Below are 16,576 nucleotides of genomic sequence, written 5' to 3'. Positions count from 1 at the left end.
AACTAGCTCAAAACGCGCTATTTATATGCAAAGTAGCAGCACTATAATTGAAATTTATTACTGAGGTTAGAATGAAAATACAATCAATGGCGTGCCGTTTAGGCTGTGGAGCATGTTGTATTGCGCCAAGTATTAGCTCACCAATACCAGGTATGCCAAACGGTAAAAAGGCCGGAGAACGCTGTGTTCAGCTCGATGAACGTAATTTATGTAAGTTATTTGGTAAACCGTCGCGCCCTAAAGTGTGCAGTGACTTTAGCGCTACTTTAGATGTATGCGGAACGACTAATGAACAGGCATTAATGTTAATTACCGAATTAGAACAATTAACCTAATTTATGGTGTTAAATACACATATATTTACAATTTATACGTTTAAAATGTGTAGACACTCACTTCGCGTTTTTAAAAACTGTAATGAAATAGACAATTACGTATTCACTTGCAGCTAGTATTTTCTCATTCACTTCTCTTTGTTCATCCTATTTTTTAATGATAAATACATAAAGAAGGCGAAGAGAAACAGCGCTTTTAGTGCACGTAAAATAGGGCGAATTGCGGTATATAATTTATAATACAGCTTTGCACTAGTCAGTTTATTATTTCAATTTAAAAACAAGCTCAGCGTGGGATAAACCCTCGCCGAGCTATAAAGTTACCAGCTATACGTGGCACTTAGCGTATATTGCTCACCGCGTCCTGGCGTACCGGGAATTTCTTCAAACGACTCATCCCACAAGTTATCAGCCGCAAGACTAATAAAGAAGTTAGGCAGGGCTGGTGGAGTAATTTTTAACGTCAACTGAGTAAATAGCACTTCGTCACCTGAACGGCGCAGCGCATTTTTATGCTGCTTACGCCATTCATTATCAACCCGAAACTCTAATACATCAGTAGGATTCCAAATTGCACCCAGAGTTAACCGATGATCAGGAAAGTTTAAGGCATAAAAGCTAGCATCAACGTCTTCAGCGCCGTAGGTTTCTGTTTTATGTAAGTAGGCATAACTGGCAACAATTGCTGTATTTTCAAATTGTTTGGTGGCTAAGAACTCAAGGCCTGTGGTGTTAATATCAACCGGCTCGGCAAATCGCGCTGAGCTTGAATCAAAGTTAAATGTCCAATCAGTTAGGTTGTAATCTTCACGGTAAAAAAGCGCCGAATTGAGTTGCCAGCTTTGTTGCTCAAACAATAAGCCCAGCTCTAAGCTTTTAGTGGTTTCACGCTCAAGGTTAGCGTTACTTCTAAACAACCCGCCTGATTCACTGCCACCGATCGCGGTGTAGCCTGCTACTTGACTTGCCTCGGCATACGACAAATAAAGCGTACGTTCAGTACCATCGCTATTTTGCGTGTTCAAAGTAACATCACCAATCAGCGATAGCTCGGAATCATCACGATTGGTGTTATCAAATGCAGCACCTAAACGCACCGTGAGCTGCTGATTGTTTTTAAGTGCGGTTGTGTATTCAGGCAATACACTAAGCTTAAAGTAGTTACGTGAAGTAAAATTATTTTCAAGCGTGGTCGATTTAATACTATCTTCAATGTATTGCGCTGAGTAATTAACCGCAACTGACTTTGTTTGCGCATGACGACCTGAAATAGCCAATGATGTTACTTGTGTTTCATGAAATGCTTGGAACGCGCTTGGGTTCTCTCTTGAATAAACATAATGGTCGTTATGCTTGCGGTAATAAGCTGAGACCTCAAATTCGCTATTTGTTGTGTAACTTTGCTTATGATTAAGCATTATCAGTTGCGTTTCCAAGTCTTCTGTTTCATTGACGCCAAAAGGAGTGTAAAGGTTTGGCCAACCAAAAAACTTTTCTTGCAAGCCATAAAATAAATCAGTTTGCGACAGGCTACTTGACAACTGTACTCTGCCAGAGGTGCGGGTAAAGTCATGGTCACCAAAGTCAATTGAACCATCACTTTGTGAATGTGAATATTCGCCTTCAAAACCAATGCGCCAATCGGATGTGTTATTTAAAGGAATACTTTTACCAGCATGAATTGTTTGCAAATTAAAATCATTAGATCCAACTCCAACAGAGACACTGCCTGCGCTAATAATAGGCTTCCAGCCAAACGCCACAGTCCCGACAGAGCTATTTACACCGCCAAGCGCATTGTCGGCACCAGTGAGTACATAGGGGCCTGATAACATGTGCGGTGCAATGGGGATTTCTGCAAAGTAGTGACCTGACTGCGGGTCGAGTAGAGTTGCACTACCGACTCTAAAGCCGGTATTTTCAAAAATACCACCGCGTATGGTCACGTCTGCTTGTGCTTCAGCCATGTTACGCGATTGTAAATCAACACGCGGGTCGTACTCTAAATTTGAAATAGGTGAATCAAATGTACCAACAGGTAAGGTATTGGCAGTGGGTGATGCTTCAATTGTTATTTGTTCTATGGTTGCTGTTTCTTTACTCTGCTCTGCATAAGCAACAGTTGAAATACTGGCTAGTACAGCCGGTATAATAAGGTACGGGGCACGATTCATATCATTATTCTCATTTTATGCAATGGCGCTAACAATTAAATACCTATCACTTTTTATCACATGATAAGGTAAGCTCACTAAGCTAGGGTGATTTTGGGCGCTATTGTACATTAATGATAAAAAACTGCATTTGATAATCAAACCTAGCGTTACAAAATAGTAACTCTGAATCCTATAAATTATTTACATTGGTCACTTTATTATGCAAACACAACAATCAGGCAATCTACTCACTCAGCAGACACTTTATTTTGCAGGTGGTTGCTTATGGGGCGTGCAAGAATTTATGAAGTATTTACCTGGAGTAGTGACTACTGAGGCGGGGCGTGCCAATGGTACTAGTAACACAACACAAGGTGAATACGACGGCTATGCCGAATGCGTTAAAGTAACATTTGATAGCCAAGCAGTAACCTTAAATGAATTAATCGGCTATTTTTTTGAGATTATTGACCCATACAGTATCAATAAACAAGGTGACGATGTAGGCGAAAAATACCGCACCGCCATTTTTAGCCAAGACAGCAATCATTTAAACATCGCCAGAGACTATATTAGCCAGCGGGACGATGCCAAAAAAATAGCGGTACAAGTAGCGCCACTGACTAATTATGTCCCTAGCGATCCCGAGCATCAAGACCGTTTAACCAATCACCCAGATGATTATTGCCATATCCCAATTGATTTATTGCACAAGTATAAATCGTGATAGCTTTAAGGGTACTCAGGCCTTTCAAAACGATATAATTTGAACGAGCCAGTTTGAAGTGTTGTGCCTTTGTGGTTTGAGTACATATAGCCTTTAAGTTCTCGGTTGTCTTTATGAATAATTAGCTTATTTGCGAAAAGTGGGTGGCTGGTGGTTATTTCCAATATCCTCTCTTTTTCTTGAATATCTTGTGGCATAAAAGAGGTGCTAATTATGTCATTGGTCCCATTTGTAAAATAATTGAAATACGACTTTTTATTGGGGTGAAATTCAATACTTGCTAGTTCTTGCTTGCCGTCTAAATTTAATAATCCTACCCAAAAACCATGTAGGCCCGTCTTTTCTATAGTAGCTAACTCATCTATTTTAGAGCGGTATTTACCTATAAATGTACGAACGGTAGATTGCCCTTTTTGTTCTTCCAATCGGTACGTTTTTGACATTACAAAATTATCGTCTGCATTAGAATAAATCTCTAACACCTCGAATGAATTATCTAAAAAGGGGCTCAAAATCAATGTAAATTGCAGATGTTCTTTATTAGGGCTAACAAGTTTGATAGTGCAATTAATGCGACTGCATTTTATATCATTATTGCTAAACGCAATTGATTTATTTCTATAAAATGCATTGGCGATACTTGCTATTATTAAACGGTGTTCTCCGTTTTCTTTAATTTCCAGTACATTGTACTCAAAATGATCTTTATAAATTCCTTGCCATATACCAGGCTTTAACTGTAGTTGAGTGCCGTACGCATGGAACGCACAAAGCAGGGGTAAAAATAAGCTAAGGGTTAGGATCTTTTTAAATGTCACCGAAAAATTCCTTTTCTCACAAAAAAGCCCGCGAGCCCGCGGGCTTTTAAATATTAGTTAAAGTTTATTGCTGTGCTTTAGGCGGGAAGTTACTTAAAATGTTTGCTACTGTTTCGTTAACAACCTGAGTACGTTGCGCTGGTGTTTGATTTTTCTTTAAACGGCCTTCTTTAGCACCACGCCATATCAGTTGTTTAGAAGCACTGTCAATTACATCAATAATAAGCGTGCCAACTTCGTACTCGCGCGTTGTGGTTTGCGTGTTATAACCCATGTTCCAGTAATTCCAACGCGCACCGTAACCAATATTAACGGTATCTACGTCAATTTTTGTATCAACCGAGGCGTGATAGTTAATTAACACATCCGCTTGAGCTACATCAACAAGCTGCATATTTTGTTTTTGTAGCTCATTGTTTACCGCTTCACGTACGCGCTTTTCCATAAGCCCACTAATTTGATAATTATTAACATTTTTAGTGAGGCTTGCGCTGGGCATCCAAGCAAATGTTTTGTAGTTACTAAAATTAGCGGATTTATCATAATCCCAATCAGGGGTTTTAGCACATGCCGCAAGTAGTAATACAGCGGTGGCGATTAATAGATTTTTCATGAATTTTGCTCCTTGGCAATTTTTAATAACATAGCATAAAAATAATACAAAAAATGATAATTTAGCGTTTTTCGTTAAATACAGTAAATAGCACTGTAATTGTTAATGACTGAATGTTAAAAAGTTATTACGGTATTAGGCAAAGCTAAGACCGTAATATCTGATCAATGTTCAACCTCAATCCAATCTTTTTCATCTACCCAGTTTTGTGCGCCGTTTTTTACTGAACGGATGGGTACAATGTAATCACAACTTATTTGCGGTTTAACCGAAGCAAATATTGGTACAAAGCCAAAGCTCAAGGCGGTTTCTATGATTGCTTTTTGATTTTGCGGATCGATATCAGCTGCCTCATCTATGTAAATAGGTATACGGTATAAGTTTTGTTCCTGATCGCTTAATAAGTAACGAATAAACAACATGCCACATAAAAGCTTAATGGTGATACGTGTTCCATTAGAACCAGCCGAATCTATTTTTTCAAAGTGCTCTGTTTCACCCGCGCGGTTGACCACTTCAAAACGAATATCAAATAAATCGGTGAGGGTCAGGCCTGCTTTGTCTGAGGCGAGTTTAATTAAATGATCTTTGGCATCGTTTACTGCACTTTCGCTGTACGGCTCTTGGCTGAGTAAATCCAGGGTATCGCCTTGTTCAAATTGGTTAGAGGTGCTGATAATAGTATCAATGCTGTCTACCAACATTTTACGCGGGATAATATTAATTTTAAACGCTTGCAGGTTTGAAATGCGATACTGGCTTATACCTTTATTAAAGCTATTCATTTCACGGCGTAGGCGGTCTAAATCTTCACGTAAGCCTTTAATAGTGGCGGCCACTTCGGTGAGAGCAACGCGACCTTGGCGCTCAACAGCATCACGCTCGTTATCAATATTATGAAACGCACTGATGAGCTTTTGGTATTTAGTAAAGTCATCGCTTTCGTTATCAAATTTGGTAATACCTGCATTGTAAATATGCATATAAGTATTACGTACATTTATATCGAAATTACGTAGCTCTTGGCAGTCTTTATTAAAGTGGTGAATTAAATCGCTTAAATTATCAAAATCGATTTTTATATCAATCATGTAAGGCGTCACTTTACCACTGTATAAATCTAACGTGTGGTCAATACGCTCGGTTTTAACTTGGCGCAGGCGCTCTGTTTGACGATTAATTTGCGCTTGTTTTGATTTGATTAGTGATCGTCTGTCAGCAATTGAGCCACTGTTTTTTTGAATATCTTGCAGGTAGTCGTCAACTTGTTCGCGTTCGGCTAAAAGCTGCTCTTTTAGCATTGCTTGGGCGTCAACCGACTGTTGCATTACGTTAAATTGCTCTAAGCGTTTTAACGCAGCCTCTAAGCTCATTAGCTCATCATATAACGCGTCTTTTTCTTTTTGTTTATCGGCAACATTGGCGGCTACCTCGCGCTGTTGTTTAAACTCTTTTAATGATTGCTCAAGTGCGGTTAACTGAGCGCTCAGCTGCTCTTTGTTCTCGCCGCTTTGCATTTGCACTGGCGAGAGCTTTTTAAGTTTAATGCTCGCACCGGGGAGGGTGAGCACACCGCCTTTTACGTTTTCACTAAGCTGTGATAAAAATTCGCCGAAGGCGTCGTCGTCATCAATGGTAATATCGCCATTGCTAGTGGTAGCAAAGGAGAGAAGATCGGGGTTTAATAGTCGTGATATTTCTTCAACTTCTTTGAGTGATAGGTCTTCACGCATACGAGTGAATAAGTTAAATTCTAAGTTTTTAAGTTGTAACTTTAAGCTTTTAATTTGTTTTTGTGTTTCGCCAATGCGGTAATCAAGAGTATGCAGGCTTTGGCCTTGTGCACTTGTAATAGAGTGTGACAACGATTCGTAGTCATTTTTCAACTGCGATAAGCTGGTTTTGAGTGTGGCTTTATTAACTAGCTCAAACTCACTCTTAAGGGCGTTGTAATCTAAAAACCATTGTTCAATTTGGGTTTGTTTGCGCTCTATATCGCGCGATTGTTGAACGTATAGACTTTGTTTTTGTTCAAACTCGTGTTTTTCGTGCTCAATGTCTTCAAGGGCGATGTTGAGCTCGCTTAGTTGCTCTTCTTGATACGTATCAAAATCAACGAGCGCTTGATCAATTTTTGGCGCATAAGCGGCTAGTTTACCTTTAAGCACGGTTTGGTTTTCTAGCATAGATTCAAGGGCGGCTATGGGCTCTTGCATCGATTCAAGTGCTTTTAATTCACGCTTTGCGCGGTTTACTTTATCGAATGAACGGCGCCATACCTCAAAGAAGTCGACCTTTGAATTTGACATGTGGCGCTCAAACACACGTAACATAAAGCGCTTAACGTCGTTTGCGCCTAATTTATGTAAATTAAGAATGCGACGAAATATTTCTTTGTATATTGCAGAGTCTTGAACGTTGTTAAGGGGGATCATCTTTAAGTTGATCTCACCATCAAATTGCGTTGCACCGCCAGTAAGTAGGGCGTTTAACTCTTGCGCTTTAAGCTCTATCGGGTTGTAACCTTGCTGCTTTAGGTGATTAAACAGCTTGGTAAACTTAATAATAGTATTGCCTTGGGTGTACTGGGCTAAATCAAGTTTGCCTTGATAGCAAAAGTACTGGTGTGCATAACCAGCAATTTTACCTAAGCCTGCTACGCCAATGACCACTGAGCCATGGGGTAAATCGGCTTGCAATAAAATGTACGATTGATCGGATGAAAAATAAAACTTACGCGTTTCATCTAAATCATGGCCATCCCACTCAGTAAGGCGTAAATCGTTAATAAGCGGAAATTGCAGAGCATTTATAACTGAGCTTTTACCTGTGTTGTTAGGGGCACAAATAGAGCTGCTTTTATCCAGTGGGATCACACATTTTGCATAGCCTGCAGTATTAAGTAGGGCGAGTTTACTCAGTCCATATAAGTTTTTCATTGCTCGTCCTCTCCTAAAAAGGTTTCTTCGTTTACTTCCATTAAGGCATCAATATAGCGGTGAATAGGGGCTTGCAGCATAAAACCATTTTCCACTTCGCGGGCAAGGCCTAAACGTACCATGCGTAAATACACATCTTTGCGTAAATCAGAACCCGAGAATATTTCTAGCTGATCAAACAAATGCTTATTAAGTTGTACTAAGGTTTGCATTAACTCTAAATCGTTTGGCTCATCAAATAATGCACGCATCGGATCTTTACCTGTGTTGGCAAAGTGTTCGATTAAAATGTAAATAGTGAGCGCTATCGCGCGCGATATTTTGCCCATATTAGGGGTGCTTTCATCGCTGGCAAAATAATAAAAGCCACGACTATCATGCTTTAAATCATGGCCTAATGCTGTGAATAAGGCACTATAGGCTTCAATTTGTTGGTCGAGCTCTTGCCACATTAGGGTGTCTTGTTCGCAAATGTGGTAACCCGCGACTAATTTTTTATTTATGGCTTGTAAGTGAGAAAGCGCATCTAAGTTTATCTGTGTCATGGTCATTACTCGTGCTCGGCTTTATCAGCCTGAGGCTCTGAATTAAAGGGGTACAAAGAAAAGTGCTGGCCTGCAATGTTAATGCGGGCTTTTTTATCGCTTTGGCTAATGTGTAGGGTGTTATCGCTCACTAGTTTTTGATACAAAAACAGCATTTCATCGGCTTCAAGTTCAGGGTAGCTTTCGTCTAAAAATTGCAGCAGAGGCTGTGGTTTTTTACGCTGTTTTTTAAAGCGTTTTGCAAATTGCGCTTTTACATCCTGATAGTCAGGAATGTTTGGCGTAACAAACGCGGGCACATCATCTTGCTCTGGTAGCTGATATTCGTGATGTTCAAACTCAGCTAGGCTTGCCATGTAGGCGACGATATGGCGTTGTTGCCCCAATGAATACTTTTGCGCATCGCTTACAAAATGGGGTTGCACTGCGCTGAGCATGTTGTCTACCCCGTTTTTACGAATTAAACTAAGTACTTTTGCTGCTTGGCGGGTAATAAGGTTATTGCGGCGCAATTCTTCGCGCAGTGGCATTAGCATATCGGCACTTTTTCGCAAACTTTCACGGCCAATTAGGTGCATTTCTAGAATACGGGTACGCAATTGCTCAAGCATGCGTTTGTCGCTGTACGCTTTACCTGAACGCTCAATATGTTCTATTTGGGTACTGATTTGTTGCTCAATAAGGGTGAAGCAGGCATGAAAATCACCACGAATATCCACCATTTCCAGCATGGGCTCTATGTATTCATCAAACGCTTCTATCACGGCTTTATAGCGCTTTTGCAATGATTGTATCGCGTTATTAGACTTAGCTTGCTCAACAATATTTAAAATAGCGTTTTCGTTGTGTAAAAACAGTTTGATTATTTTACGCACCCGATCATCCATAATACGGCTAAAGCGGCGTAAATCATCAAAGTCTTCTATTTCACCTGCATTTGATAGCCGATTACCTAAACGGGCTAAATCGTCAACCAATACGCTAATTTCTTGTGCTAGGCCTAAATGTTCTTCTTGCAGTAAAAAGGTGGCAAAGTCAGCAATGTCGCGGTTAATTTCTAATTGAGACGATTTAGCTAAAGGAATAATAATTTCTTGATTTAATAACCGATTGGTTTCTTTATAAATGCGCTCATTATTCCATGTGGGTTGTTTTTGCTTAATGGCATTTTGTAAATCTTTAATACTAAAATCGACCATTTTAAAGCGTTTAAATAATAGCGCTAATACTTCCCAGTGTTCATTTAGGGTATTTAGTCGCTTTTTAGCTGGGATCATAAGGCGTTACAACATCCTAGTATTGGTTATTTTATATTTTTTGAGCTTATATGGTATTCGTTTTTGCGACGATTTAATAATAGTTTTTACACCCGCTTAGTGATAGCATGCGCGCCAAATATAGGCACGTAGAGTTTGTGGGTATATTTTTCACATGGTTTCAATTTTTACTTAACCCCAAAGGTTGTTTAATATCATGGTTTCTTCGATTATCCTGACGCTGATAGCGATTGCATTTTTGCTTATCGTTATTGAGGATGTGATTCATGTTAACAAAGCCAAAACGACGTTGTTTTTTGGTACACTTTGCTGGATTATCTCCTTTATTTTTCCTCTTAATGGGCAAAGCCCTGAAACGATTCAAACTCTCCTTAATCACAATATTTTAGAAATTGCTTCTTTATGGCTGTTTTTAATGGCCGCAATGACCTTTGTTGCCTATTTAAACTCGAAAGGACTCATCGAAAATGTTGTGAATCGGGTGATGCCAACAAGCATTAGTGAGCGAAAGCTGATGTTTTTAGTGGGTGGTTTTGCATTTTTATTTTCATCTATTTCCGACAACGTGACAGCCACGCTGATATCACTGGCAGTGATTATGTCATTGAAGCTTGAAGCTAAAAAACTAGTTAAGTATGCCACGCTGATTGTATTTGCAGTGAATTCCGGTGGGGTATCGCTCATCACGGGTGATGTAACTACTTTAATGATTTTCCTTGATGGTAAAGTGACCATTAGTCACTTGTTGCTATTAATTATACCTTCATTATTAAGTGTATTGTTACTCGCTACCTTGTTATCAATTGGTATGAATAAGCAGCTTGAGTTCAAAAAAACGCAATTTAAACGCATTGAAAAAACCGATATTACTATTGCTGTTATTTTCTTCTCTACGGTTATTGCGACGCTTACTTTAAGTGTTTTATACAGTGTGCCGCCATTACTTACTTTTTTATTGGGTCTATCTATTATGTTTTTAGTGGCGCAATTTTTAATGCGCAAAAAAGACATCAACAAAGATATGATCGATTTTATACGTGACATAGAGTACGACACCTTATTGTTTTTTGTTGGTGTATTATTACTTGTTGGTGCATTGAAAGAAGTAGGTGTACTGAGCCAATTTACTAATTTGTATACGGTAATGGCACCCGAGTATGCAAACTACTTAATGGGTATTTTATCTGCAGGTGTTGATAACGTGCCACTAACGGCAGCGTTATTAAAAGCCGATATTGTAATGAGTCAACAGCATTGGCTGTCGTTTACTTATGCAACCGGTGTAGGTGGCTCTATGCTCATTATTGGTTCTGCGGCTGGTATTATTGCTATGAGTAAAGTGAAAGCGTTAACGTTTACAAGTTACTTTCGCTTATCGCTCTATTTATTAGTGTGTTATACCTTTGGCTATGCGGGTGCCTATTATATGGGAAGTTTTATTTGATTTTAGAGTAAAACGACTTGACAGCTAGACGTCTAAACGATAACTTTCAAAGCCGCACTTTTAGTGCGGTTTTGTTTTATTAGCCACAGGTTAATAAACCATTCAGAAGAGGTGCGATACTTAGGTACTTAATGTGAGGCAACGACAGCCTTTGACCATTAAGGAGGGAAGTACTCGCCGAGGAAGATAATGGGTCGTTTTCATTATTTTTCGGTTTATGGGGCTGAATCCTCAAAACTGTCACCAATTTAGGTGGAGAGCTTCTGGCAGTAGATTTTTCTTATCTTTATTTCCTGCCAAGTTCTTCTTGTTTTATTGCGGTTTGAATGCCGCCAAAGGAGACGAAATGACTACCCAACCAGTGCCACAAAGTTCACAGAGCACTAAATCAGATTACATTGTTGCCAAATTTGGTGGCACCAGCGTGGCTAATTTTAAGGCTATGAGCCGTTGTAGCGAAATTATCGTAAACGATAAAAATGTACGTATTGTTGCAGTAAGCGCCAGTGCTGGAGTGACTAATCACTTAGTGGCACTTTGCAAAGCCGATATTACTGCAGCCGAACGTCAACAGCATATTGATGGCGTACTTGCCATTCAGCAGGCTATTTTAAATGATTTGACACTCGACGATGATTTAGCCCTTGGCTTTAATCAAACACTGGATGAACTGCAAACCTTGGCGGCACAAATACTCAATACTGAGCAGCAGTTCGATGAGCTACTTAGCTTTGGCGAGCGTTTATCGTCGTATTTATTTACCCAAGTATTACGCCTGAAAGGCTTAAATGCACAGCGTTTTGATGTGCGCCACGTACTTAAAACCGATAGTCAATTTGGTAAAGCAACACCTAATGTGGCCGCCACAGCGCAAGCTGCTAAAACCCATTTAATTCCACTGCTTGATGATAGTGTTATTGTTACTCAGGGTTTTATTGGGTGCGATGCAAATAATGTGACGACCACACTTGGTCGCGGAGGATCTGATTATAGCGCTGCGCTTCTTGCGGAGGCTATTAACGCTAAAAGTGTACATATTTGGACGGACGTAGTGGGTATTTTTAGCACCGATCCTCGTTTGTGTGTAAAAGCCACACCTATTGCCCGTTTAAGTTTTGACGAAGCGGCTGAAATGGCGACTTTTGGCGCAAAAGTGCTGCATCCGGCGACTATTTTGCCAGCCAGTCGTAGCCACATTAGTGTATTTGTTGGCTCTAGCCGAGAACCAGAACTTGGTGGTACCTGGATTGAACGTGAAAAATCGCAGCTACCTGGAATTCGTGCGGTAACGCAACGTAAAAACCAAATATTGTTAACGCTTAAAAGCCCAGAAATGCTGTTAGCCAGTGGCTTTTTAGCCCGTATATTTACCATTTTAAGTGAGTGTAATATTTCGGTAGATTTGGTCACCACCTCTGAAATTAGTGTAGCAATTACCCTTGATAATGCGCCTAATGCATCACGCCCAGAGCTAGATCAAGAGTGCTTGGATAAACTCGCTGAATTTTGCCATGTATCGGTTGAAAACAATTTAACGCTGGTAGCGTTAATTGGCTCTGAAATTGTTTTGCGCCAACATGAAATGAATTTAATGAAAGTATTAAGTGACTTTAATATTCGACTCATTTGCCATGGTGCAAGTAAACATAACTTGTGCTTTTTAGTTGAGCAAAGCGAGTCTGATGCAGTGGTTCAAGCGATTCATAGCCGATTATTAGAAAGTGATTGCGCTGCGTAAATCGTTAATAGTCATGATTGAGCACCGCCAGTCGGTGCTTTTTTTTGCCACAACGCTAATATCAAACATTTCGTTATGTGCTCCAATCACGGTATTGCTGCAGGCTGTGAACTGGGCGTTATTAAGCTCGTTAAACACATTAGGGCTTAATAGCTGAGCAATAGGGCGGCTGGTGGCTTTAGCCAGCGCTTCTTTTAAGGTCCAAATCCTAAAAAAATGCTGTGCTTGGGTTGTTATGTTATCTGTATTGGTTATTAAGCTCACTTCGGCTGGGTGGTAAAAGTGTTTAGCGAGTTTATTAAAAGGGCGCTTTAAACTCACTTTTTCAATATCAAAACCAAATGGAGTGGCTGCCACATTTAACGCTGCACCTATAAAACCATGAGAATGAGAAACACAGCAACTGATCACCTCTGTCGTATTTTTAATATGTAACTCTAATTTATTGTTATTAGAGTTAAATTCAGAACTAATATCACACAGTTTTACGCAGGCATACCCAGTTAAAACGGTTTTTACTAGATATTTAAGCACTAAACGTGTGGCTAAATATTCTTGTTTAGCCTGTGGGGTTTTACGCCGATTAATAACATTGAGCTCAAAAGGGCTTAAATAGCGGGGTAAATCAAATTTGCTGACATTGAGGGAGGTAGCGTTAAGCAACGCAATGCAATGGCTGTTATTTGCTAAAGCGGGCGTGACTGCTAGCTGGTTTTCAAAGTAAGTTGAACTCATCATTGCTCGTTATAAATGACGACCGATTACATATTTATTACCCTAAGCTGGATAGTTTGTGAGCGGTTGTTAGTTGTTGTGGGCGCTAAGTACATTTTTATTACTCAGTCGCGCTTAAATATGGTTTAATTCGCATTCGTTAAAATAATAACAGATTTGTAGGTGTATGGCACAAGTGCGTGATGGTTTTCAAAGTCGACTTGGTTTTGTATTGGCAGCAGCCGGTGCTGCGGTAGGGTTAGGCAATATATGGGGTTTTCCTACGCAGGCTGCTAATCATGGTGGCGGCGCATTTTTACTGGTTTACTTTATCGTTATTTTTTTGCTGGCGTTACCTGCTTTGTACACCGAGCTGTATTTAGGTTACAAAGCCCAAGCTAACCCTGTTAAAGCGCTAAGCCAAGCATGGCAAGATCACGCGCCTAAAGTGGGAGCCGCAGCAGGCTATATTGGCCTTGCCGGTGCCATCGTTATGTTAAGTTTTTACTCTATTGTGGCCGGTTGGATGCTGTCATACGCCATAGAGCCTATAAGTAGCTTTTTTGGCATGTATAGCTTGAGTAATTTTTTACATAGCGATTCTATGTTACGTAATTTTATTTTTACGCCGCTTATGCTTATTTTAACCGCCAGTATTATTTTAAAAGGGGTGAAGTCGGGAATAGAAACTTGGTCACGCCGTTTAATGCCGCTTTTACTTGTTCTCCTTGTTGGGCTTATTATTTATATTGCAACGTTAGATGGCGCAAGCGAAGGGTTTGCTGCCTATTTAGTGCCTGACTTTAGCAAAATACTCGACCCTGATTTAATTATTGCCGCAATGGGGCAGGCGTTCTTTTCGTTGTCGCTTGGGGTAGGCTGTATGATGATTTACGGCTCGTACTTAAAACCCGGCGCTAACTTACCAAAATTAACCGCAAGTGTTGCTTTATTAGATACAAGTGTGGCTTTTTTAGCCGGTTTATTAATAATTCCGGCTATTTATGTTGCCCAGTACAATGGCGTTGAAGTATTTAGTAGCGGTAAACTAATTGGTGAGGGGCAACTTATTTTTGCCATATTACCTGAGCTATTTGGCACTATGGGTGAAATTGGTTTATTGGTTGGCTTATTATTTTTTGTATTGATGTCGATAGCTTCAGTTACCTCGACTATTTCTTCAACCGAGATCCCTGTGGCATTTTTGGTTGAAAACCACAGTGTGGATAGAACCAAAGCAACTTGGGCAGTCAGTGCTGTTGTGCTTATTTGTGCCAGTATCATTATTTTAAACTTTGATTGGTTATTTGGTTTAGTGATTATGGTATTTACCCAATACCAATTGCCGTTAATGGGGCTGTTTTACTTTATAACCGTAGGCTGGCTATGGCAACGTGGTAATAAACTCCACAGGGCAAGTAGTGGACCGCACTATTGGTTTGCACAATATATTCGTTTTGTTTGCCCAGTGCTAATGACCTTAGTATTTGCAAATGTAGCGTTTGGTTAAAACCTTTAAAAGTTAATTAAAAATGTAGTTCTAAAAAGCGAACTATTGAGGGTCACCTCAAAGTTCGCTTTTTACATTTTAGATGACTTGATTAGTTAGCGTTTGCCCTTGAGCAAGCTCATTTGCATTTTGTAATGTTATATTAGCGATTTCGGTTAAGGCTTCTTGAGTAAAAAAGCCTTGATGACCTGTTATTAACACGTTTCTAAAGCTCACTAAACGGGAGAATATATCGTCTTGATTTATTTCGTCACTGAGGTTTTTAAAAAACAACTCAGACTCTTGTTCGTACACATCAAGCCCTAAATACCCCAGTTTTTGTGATTTGAGCGCCCTAATGCAGGCTTGGCTGTCTACTAATGCACCGCGAGAAGTATTAATGAGCATTACCCCAGGTTTCATTTCATCAAATGCGGCATCATCGATTAAATGATGCGTGTCTTCGCTCAGTGGGCAGTGCAGTGAAATTATATCGCTTTGGGCAAGTAGGGTATTTAAATCGGTAATAGTGTAATTGCCTGGTTTTGCGTAAGGGTCGCACACTAAAATGTTAGCGCCAAAACCATTTAAAATGTTACACAGTGCCAAGCCTATTTTACCGCAGCCTATAATACCTATGGTCTTGTTATGTAAGTTAAACCCGAGTAAGCCATTTAAATCAAAGTTGTCTTCGCGTACGCGGTTATAAGCTTTGTGTGTTTTACGGCTGAGGGTAAGCATAAGGGCAACACAATGTTCAGCTACTGCTTCAGGGCTGTAAGCAGGTACGCGTAATACGCTTAGGTTATGCTGTTTGGCAACGGGCAAATCAACGTTATTAAACCCCGCACAGCGTAATAAAATAGCGCTAACACCCAATGTGGCAAGTTGCTCAATTACCGCTTTATCTACTGTATCGTTTACAAATACGCACACAGCGTCAAAGTTTTTAGCTAATATTGCTGTGTGCGCCGATAAACTTTGCTCAAAATAAGTAATAGTGATACTAGAATAGCCATTTAAGCTTTGCTCAAAAAAAGAGCGCTCATATTTTTGAGCACTAAAAAAAGCAATGTTCATTCACAGGCTCCAATTAATTAATCATTTTATTACCATAAACTATTCTTACTACAGATGCTTCACTGTTGTTATTATTTTACAGCTTTATTTTACCATTGATGTACCGGAGCTAAAGCCAGACGTAGGTGTTTTTGTAGTGGCCGTTGACTCAATACAGCTTCTTATTACATTATGTAATGATTCAGGTTTAGTGCGTGGTGCATAGCGCGCAACAAGCTGTCCTTGTGCATTTACTAAAAACTTGGTGAAATTCCACTTTATTGCTCGGTTTTGTGCAATACCCCGTGTATGAGACTTTAAATAACTAAACAGTGGGTGTGTATCGGGGCCATTTACCATAACCTTGTTAAACACCTCAAAATTAATTGAAAAATGTTTTTGATAGTAGTCTTTAATGGCCATTCCCTCTAATGGTTCGTTTTTATCAAACTGATTACAGGGAAAAGCTAAAATAGTAAAACCATCGATTTTGTATTGTTGATATAGCTTTTCAAGCGCGCATAATTGCGCAGAAAAATGACATTTGCTTGCTGTGTTAACAATAAGAACCGTTTTTCCTTTTAACTGGCTCAAAGGAAAATTATTGTTATTACAAAGTGGTGCGTTAAATTGATAAATACTATCCATAGGTTACCTACTTAATTCCCTTATAAAGGAAATTTTAAAAGATTTTAATTCGCTTTTTTATTCATCGATTGACA

14 protein-coding genes and 1 riboswitch are annotated in these 16,576 nt (G+C 39.6%); of the genes, 5 read left to right on the top strand and 9 right to left on the bottom strand.

What is annotated here, in order from left to right; all coding sequences use genetic code 11:
- The first annotated feature begins 71 nt into the window (after positions 1-71).
- Positions 72-335: a YkgJ family cysteine cluster protein gene (locus tag KG708_RS04935; protein WP_213608356.1), complete on the top strand. Its 264-nt coding sequence runs from the start codon at positions 72-74 to the stop codon at positions 333-335.
- Positions 336-655: 320 nt separating this feature from the next.
- Here the strand turns inward: KG708_RS04935 and KG708_RS04930 are convergent, their stop codons facing one another.
- The gene (locus KG708_RS04930; protein ID WP_213608355.1) at positions 656-2,509 is read right to left on the bottom strand and encodes a TonB-dependent receptor; all 1,854 of its coding nucleotides are present in this window, start codon (positions 2,507-2,509) and stop codon (positions 656-658) included.
- Between the two features lie 202 nt (positions 2,510-2,711).
- Here KG708_RS04930 and KG708_RS04925 point away from each other — a divergent pair, with 202 nt between their 5' ends.
- Positions 2,712-3,218 carry a peptide-methionine (S)-S-oxide reductase gene (locus KG708_RS04925; protein WP_213608354.1) on the top strand — a complete coding sequence of 169 codons (507 nt, stop codon included), beginning with the start codon at positions 2,712-2,714 and terminating at the stop codon, positions 3,216-3,218.
- 5 nt (positions 3,219-3,223) lie between these two features.
- Here KG708_RS04925 and KG708_RS04920 read toward each other — a convergent pair whose 3' ends face one another.
- The 5 genes from KG708_RS04920 to KG708_RS04900 form a co-directional block, all read right to left on the bottom strand.
- Positions 3,224-4,036: a methionine sulfoxide reductase gene (locus KG708_RS04920; protein ID WP_366513560.1), complete on the bottom strand. Its 813-nt coding sequence runs from the start codon at positions 4,034-4,036 to the stop codon at positions 3,224-3,226.
- Positions 4,037-4,100: 64 nt separating this feature from the next.
- Complete coding sequence (locus KG708_RS04915) at positions 4,101-4,649, bottom strand: DUF4136 domain-containing protein (protein WP_213608353.1); 549 nt, start codon at positions 4,647-4,649, stop codon at positions 4,101-4,103.
- Between the two features lie 164 nt (positions 4,650-4,813).
- Positions 4,814-7,588 (bottom strand): ATPase, encoded by a 2,775-nt coding sequence (locus KG708_RS04910; RefSeq protein WP_213608352.1) that lies wholly within the window; start codon positions 7,586-7,588, stop codon positions 4,814-4,816.
- Positions 7,585-8,133, bottom strand: coding sequence for a hypothetical protein (locus KG708_RS04905; protein WP_213608351.1), 549 nt, complete (start codon positions 8,131-8,133; stop codon positions 7,585-7,587). The genes KG708_RS04910 and KG708_RS04905 overlap by 4 nt, the downstream gene beginning before the upstream one ends.
- A 5-nt stretch (positions 8,134-8,138) precedes the next feature.
- A complete protein-coding gene (locus KG708_RS04900; protein WP_213608350.1) occupies positions 8,139-9,410 on the bottom strand; it encodes a hypothetical protein in 1,272 nt (423 codons plus the stop codon).
- Positions 9,411-9,606: 196 nt separating this feature from the next.
- On the opposite strand from KG708_RS04900, the gene nhaD reads away from it, so the two are divergent.
- Both nhaD and lysC read left to right on the top strand, forming a co-directional pair.
- Positions 9,607-10,854 (top strand): sodium:proton antiporter NhaD, encoded by a 1,248-nt coding sequence (gene nhaD, locus KG708_RS04895; protein ID WP_213608349.1) that lies wholly within the window; start codon positions 9,607-9,609, stop codon positions 10,852-10,854.
- A gap of 98 nt (positions 10,855-10,952) precedes the next feature.
- Positions 10,953-11,125: riboswitch (Lysine riboswitch) on the top strand.
- A gap of 75 nt (positions 11,126-11,200) precedes the next feature.
- A complete protein-coding gene (lysC, locus tag KG708_RS04890) occupies positions 11,201-12,592 on the top strand; it encodes a lysine-sensitive aspartokinase 3 (protein ID WP_213608348.1) in 1,392 nt (463 codons plus the stop codon).
- On the opposite strand, the gene KG708_RS04885 is transcribed toward lysC, so the two are convergent.
- Entirely contained in the window at positions 12,569-13,327 is a 759-nt protein-coding gene (locus KG708_RS04885; RefSeq protein ID WP_213608347.1) for a 4'-phosphopantetheinyl transferase superfamily protein, read from the bottom strand. The genes lysC and KG708_RS04885 overlap by 24 nt on opposite strands.
- A gap of 166 nt (positions 13,328-13,493) precedes the next feature.
- On the opposite strand from KG708_RS04885, the gene KG708_RS04880 reads away from it, so the two are divergent.
- Positions 13,494-14,816, top strand: a complete 1,323-nt coding sequence (locus KG708_RS04880) for a sodium-dependent transporter (RefSeq protein WP_213608346.1) — start codon at positions 13,494-13,496, stop codon at positions 14,814-14,816.
- Positions 14,817-14,894: 78 nt separating this feature from the next.
- Here KG708_RS04880 and KG708_RS04875 read toward each other — a convergent pair whose 3' ends face one another.
- A complete protein-coding gene (locus tag KG708_RS04875) occupies positions 14,895-15,875 on the bottom strand; it encodes a 2-hydroxyacid dehydrogenase (protein WP_213608345.1) in 981 nt (326 codons plus the stop codon).
- 84 nt (positions 15,876-15,959) lie between these two features.
- The gene (locus tag KG708_RS04870) at positions 15,960-16,502 is read right to left on the bottom strand and encodes a glutathione peroxidase (RefSeq protein WP_213608344.1); all 543 of its coding nucleotides are present in this window, start codon (positions 16,500-16,502) and stop codon (positions 15,960-15,962) included.
- Between the last annotated feature and the right edge of the window lie 74 nt (positions 16,503-16,576).

Origin of the sequence: Pseudoalteromonas sp. (assembly GCF_018402495.1) — a bacterium.
Lineage (GTDB): Bacteria > Pseudomonadota > Gammaproteobacteria > Enterobacterales > Alteromonadaceae > Pseudoalteromonas.
Note: the sequence above shows the minus strand (reverse complement) of the source record. Positions and strands in the feature narration are given on the sequence as shown.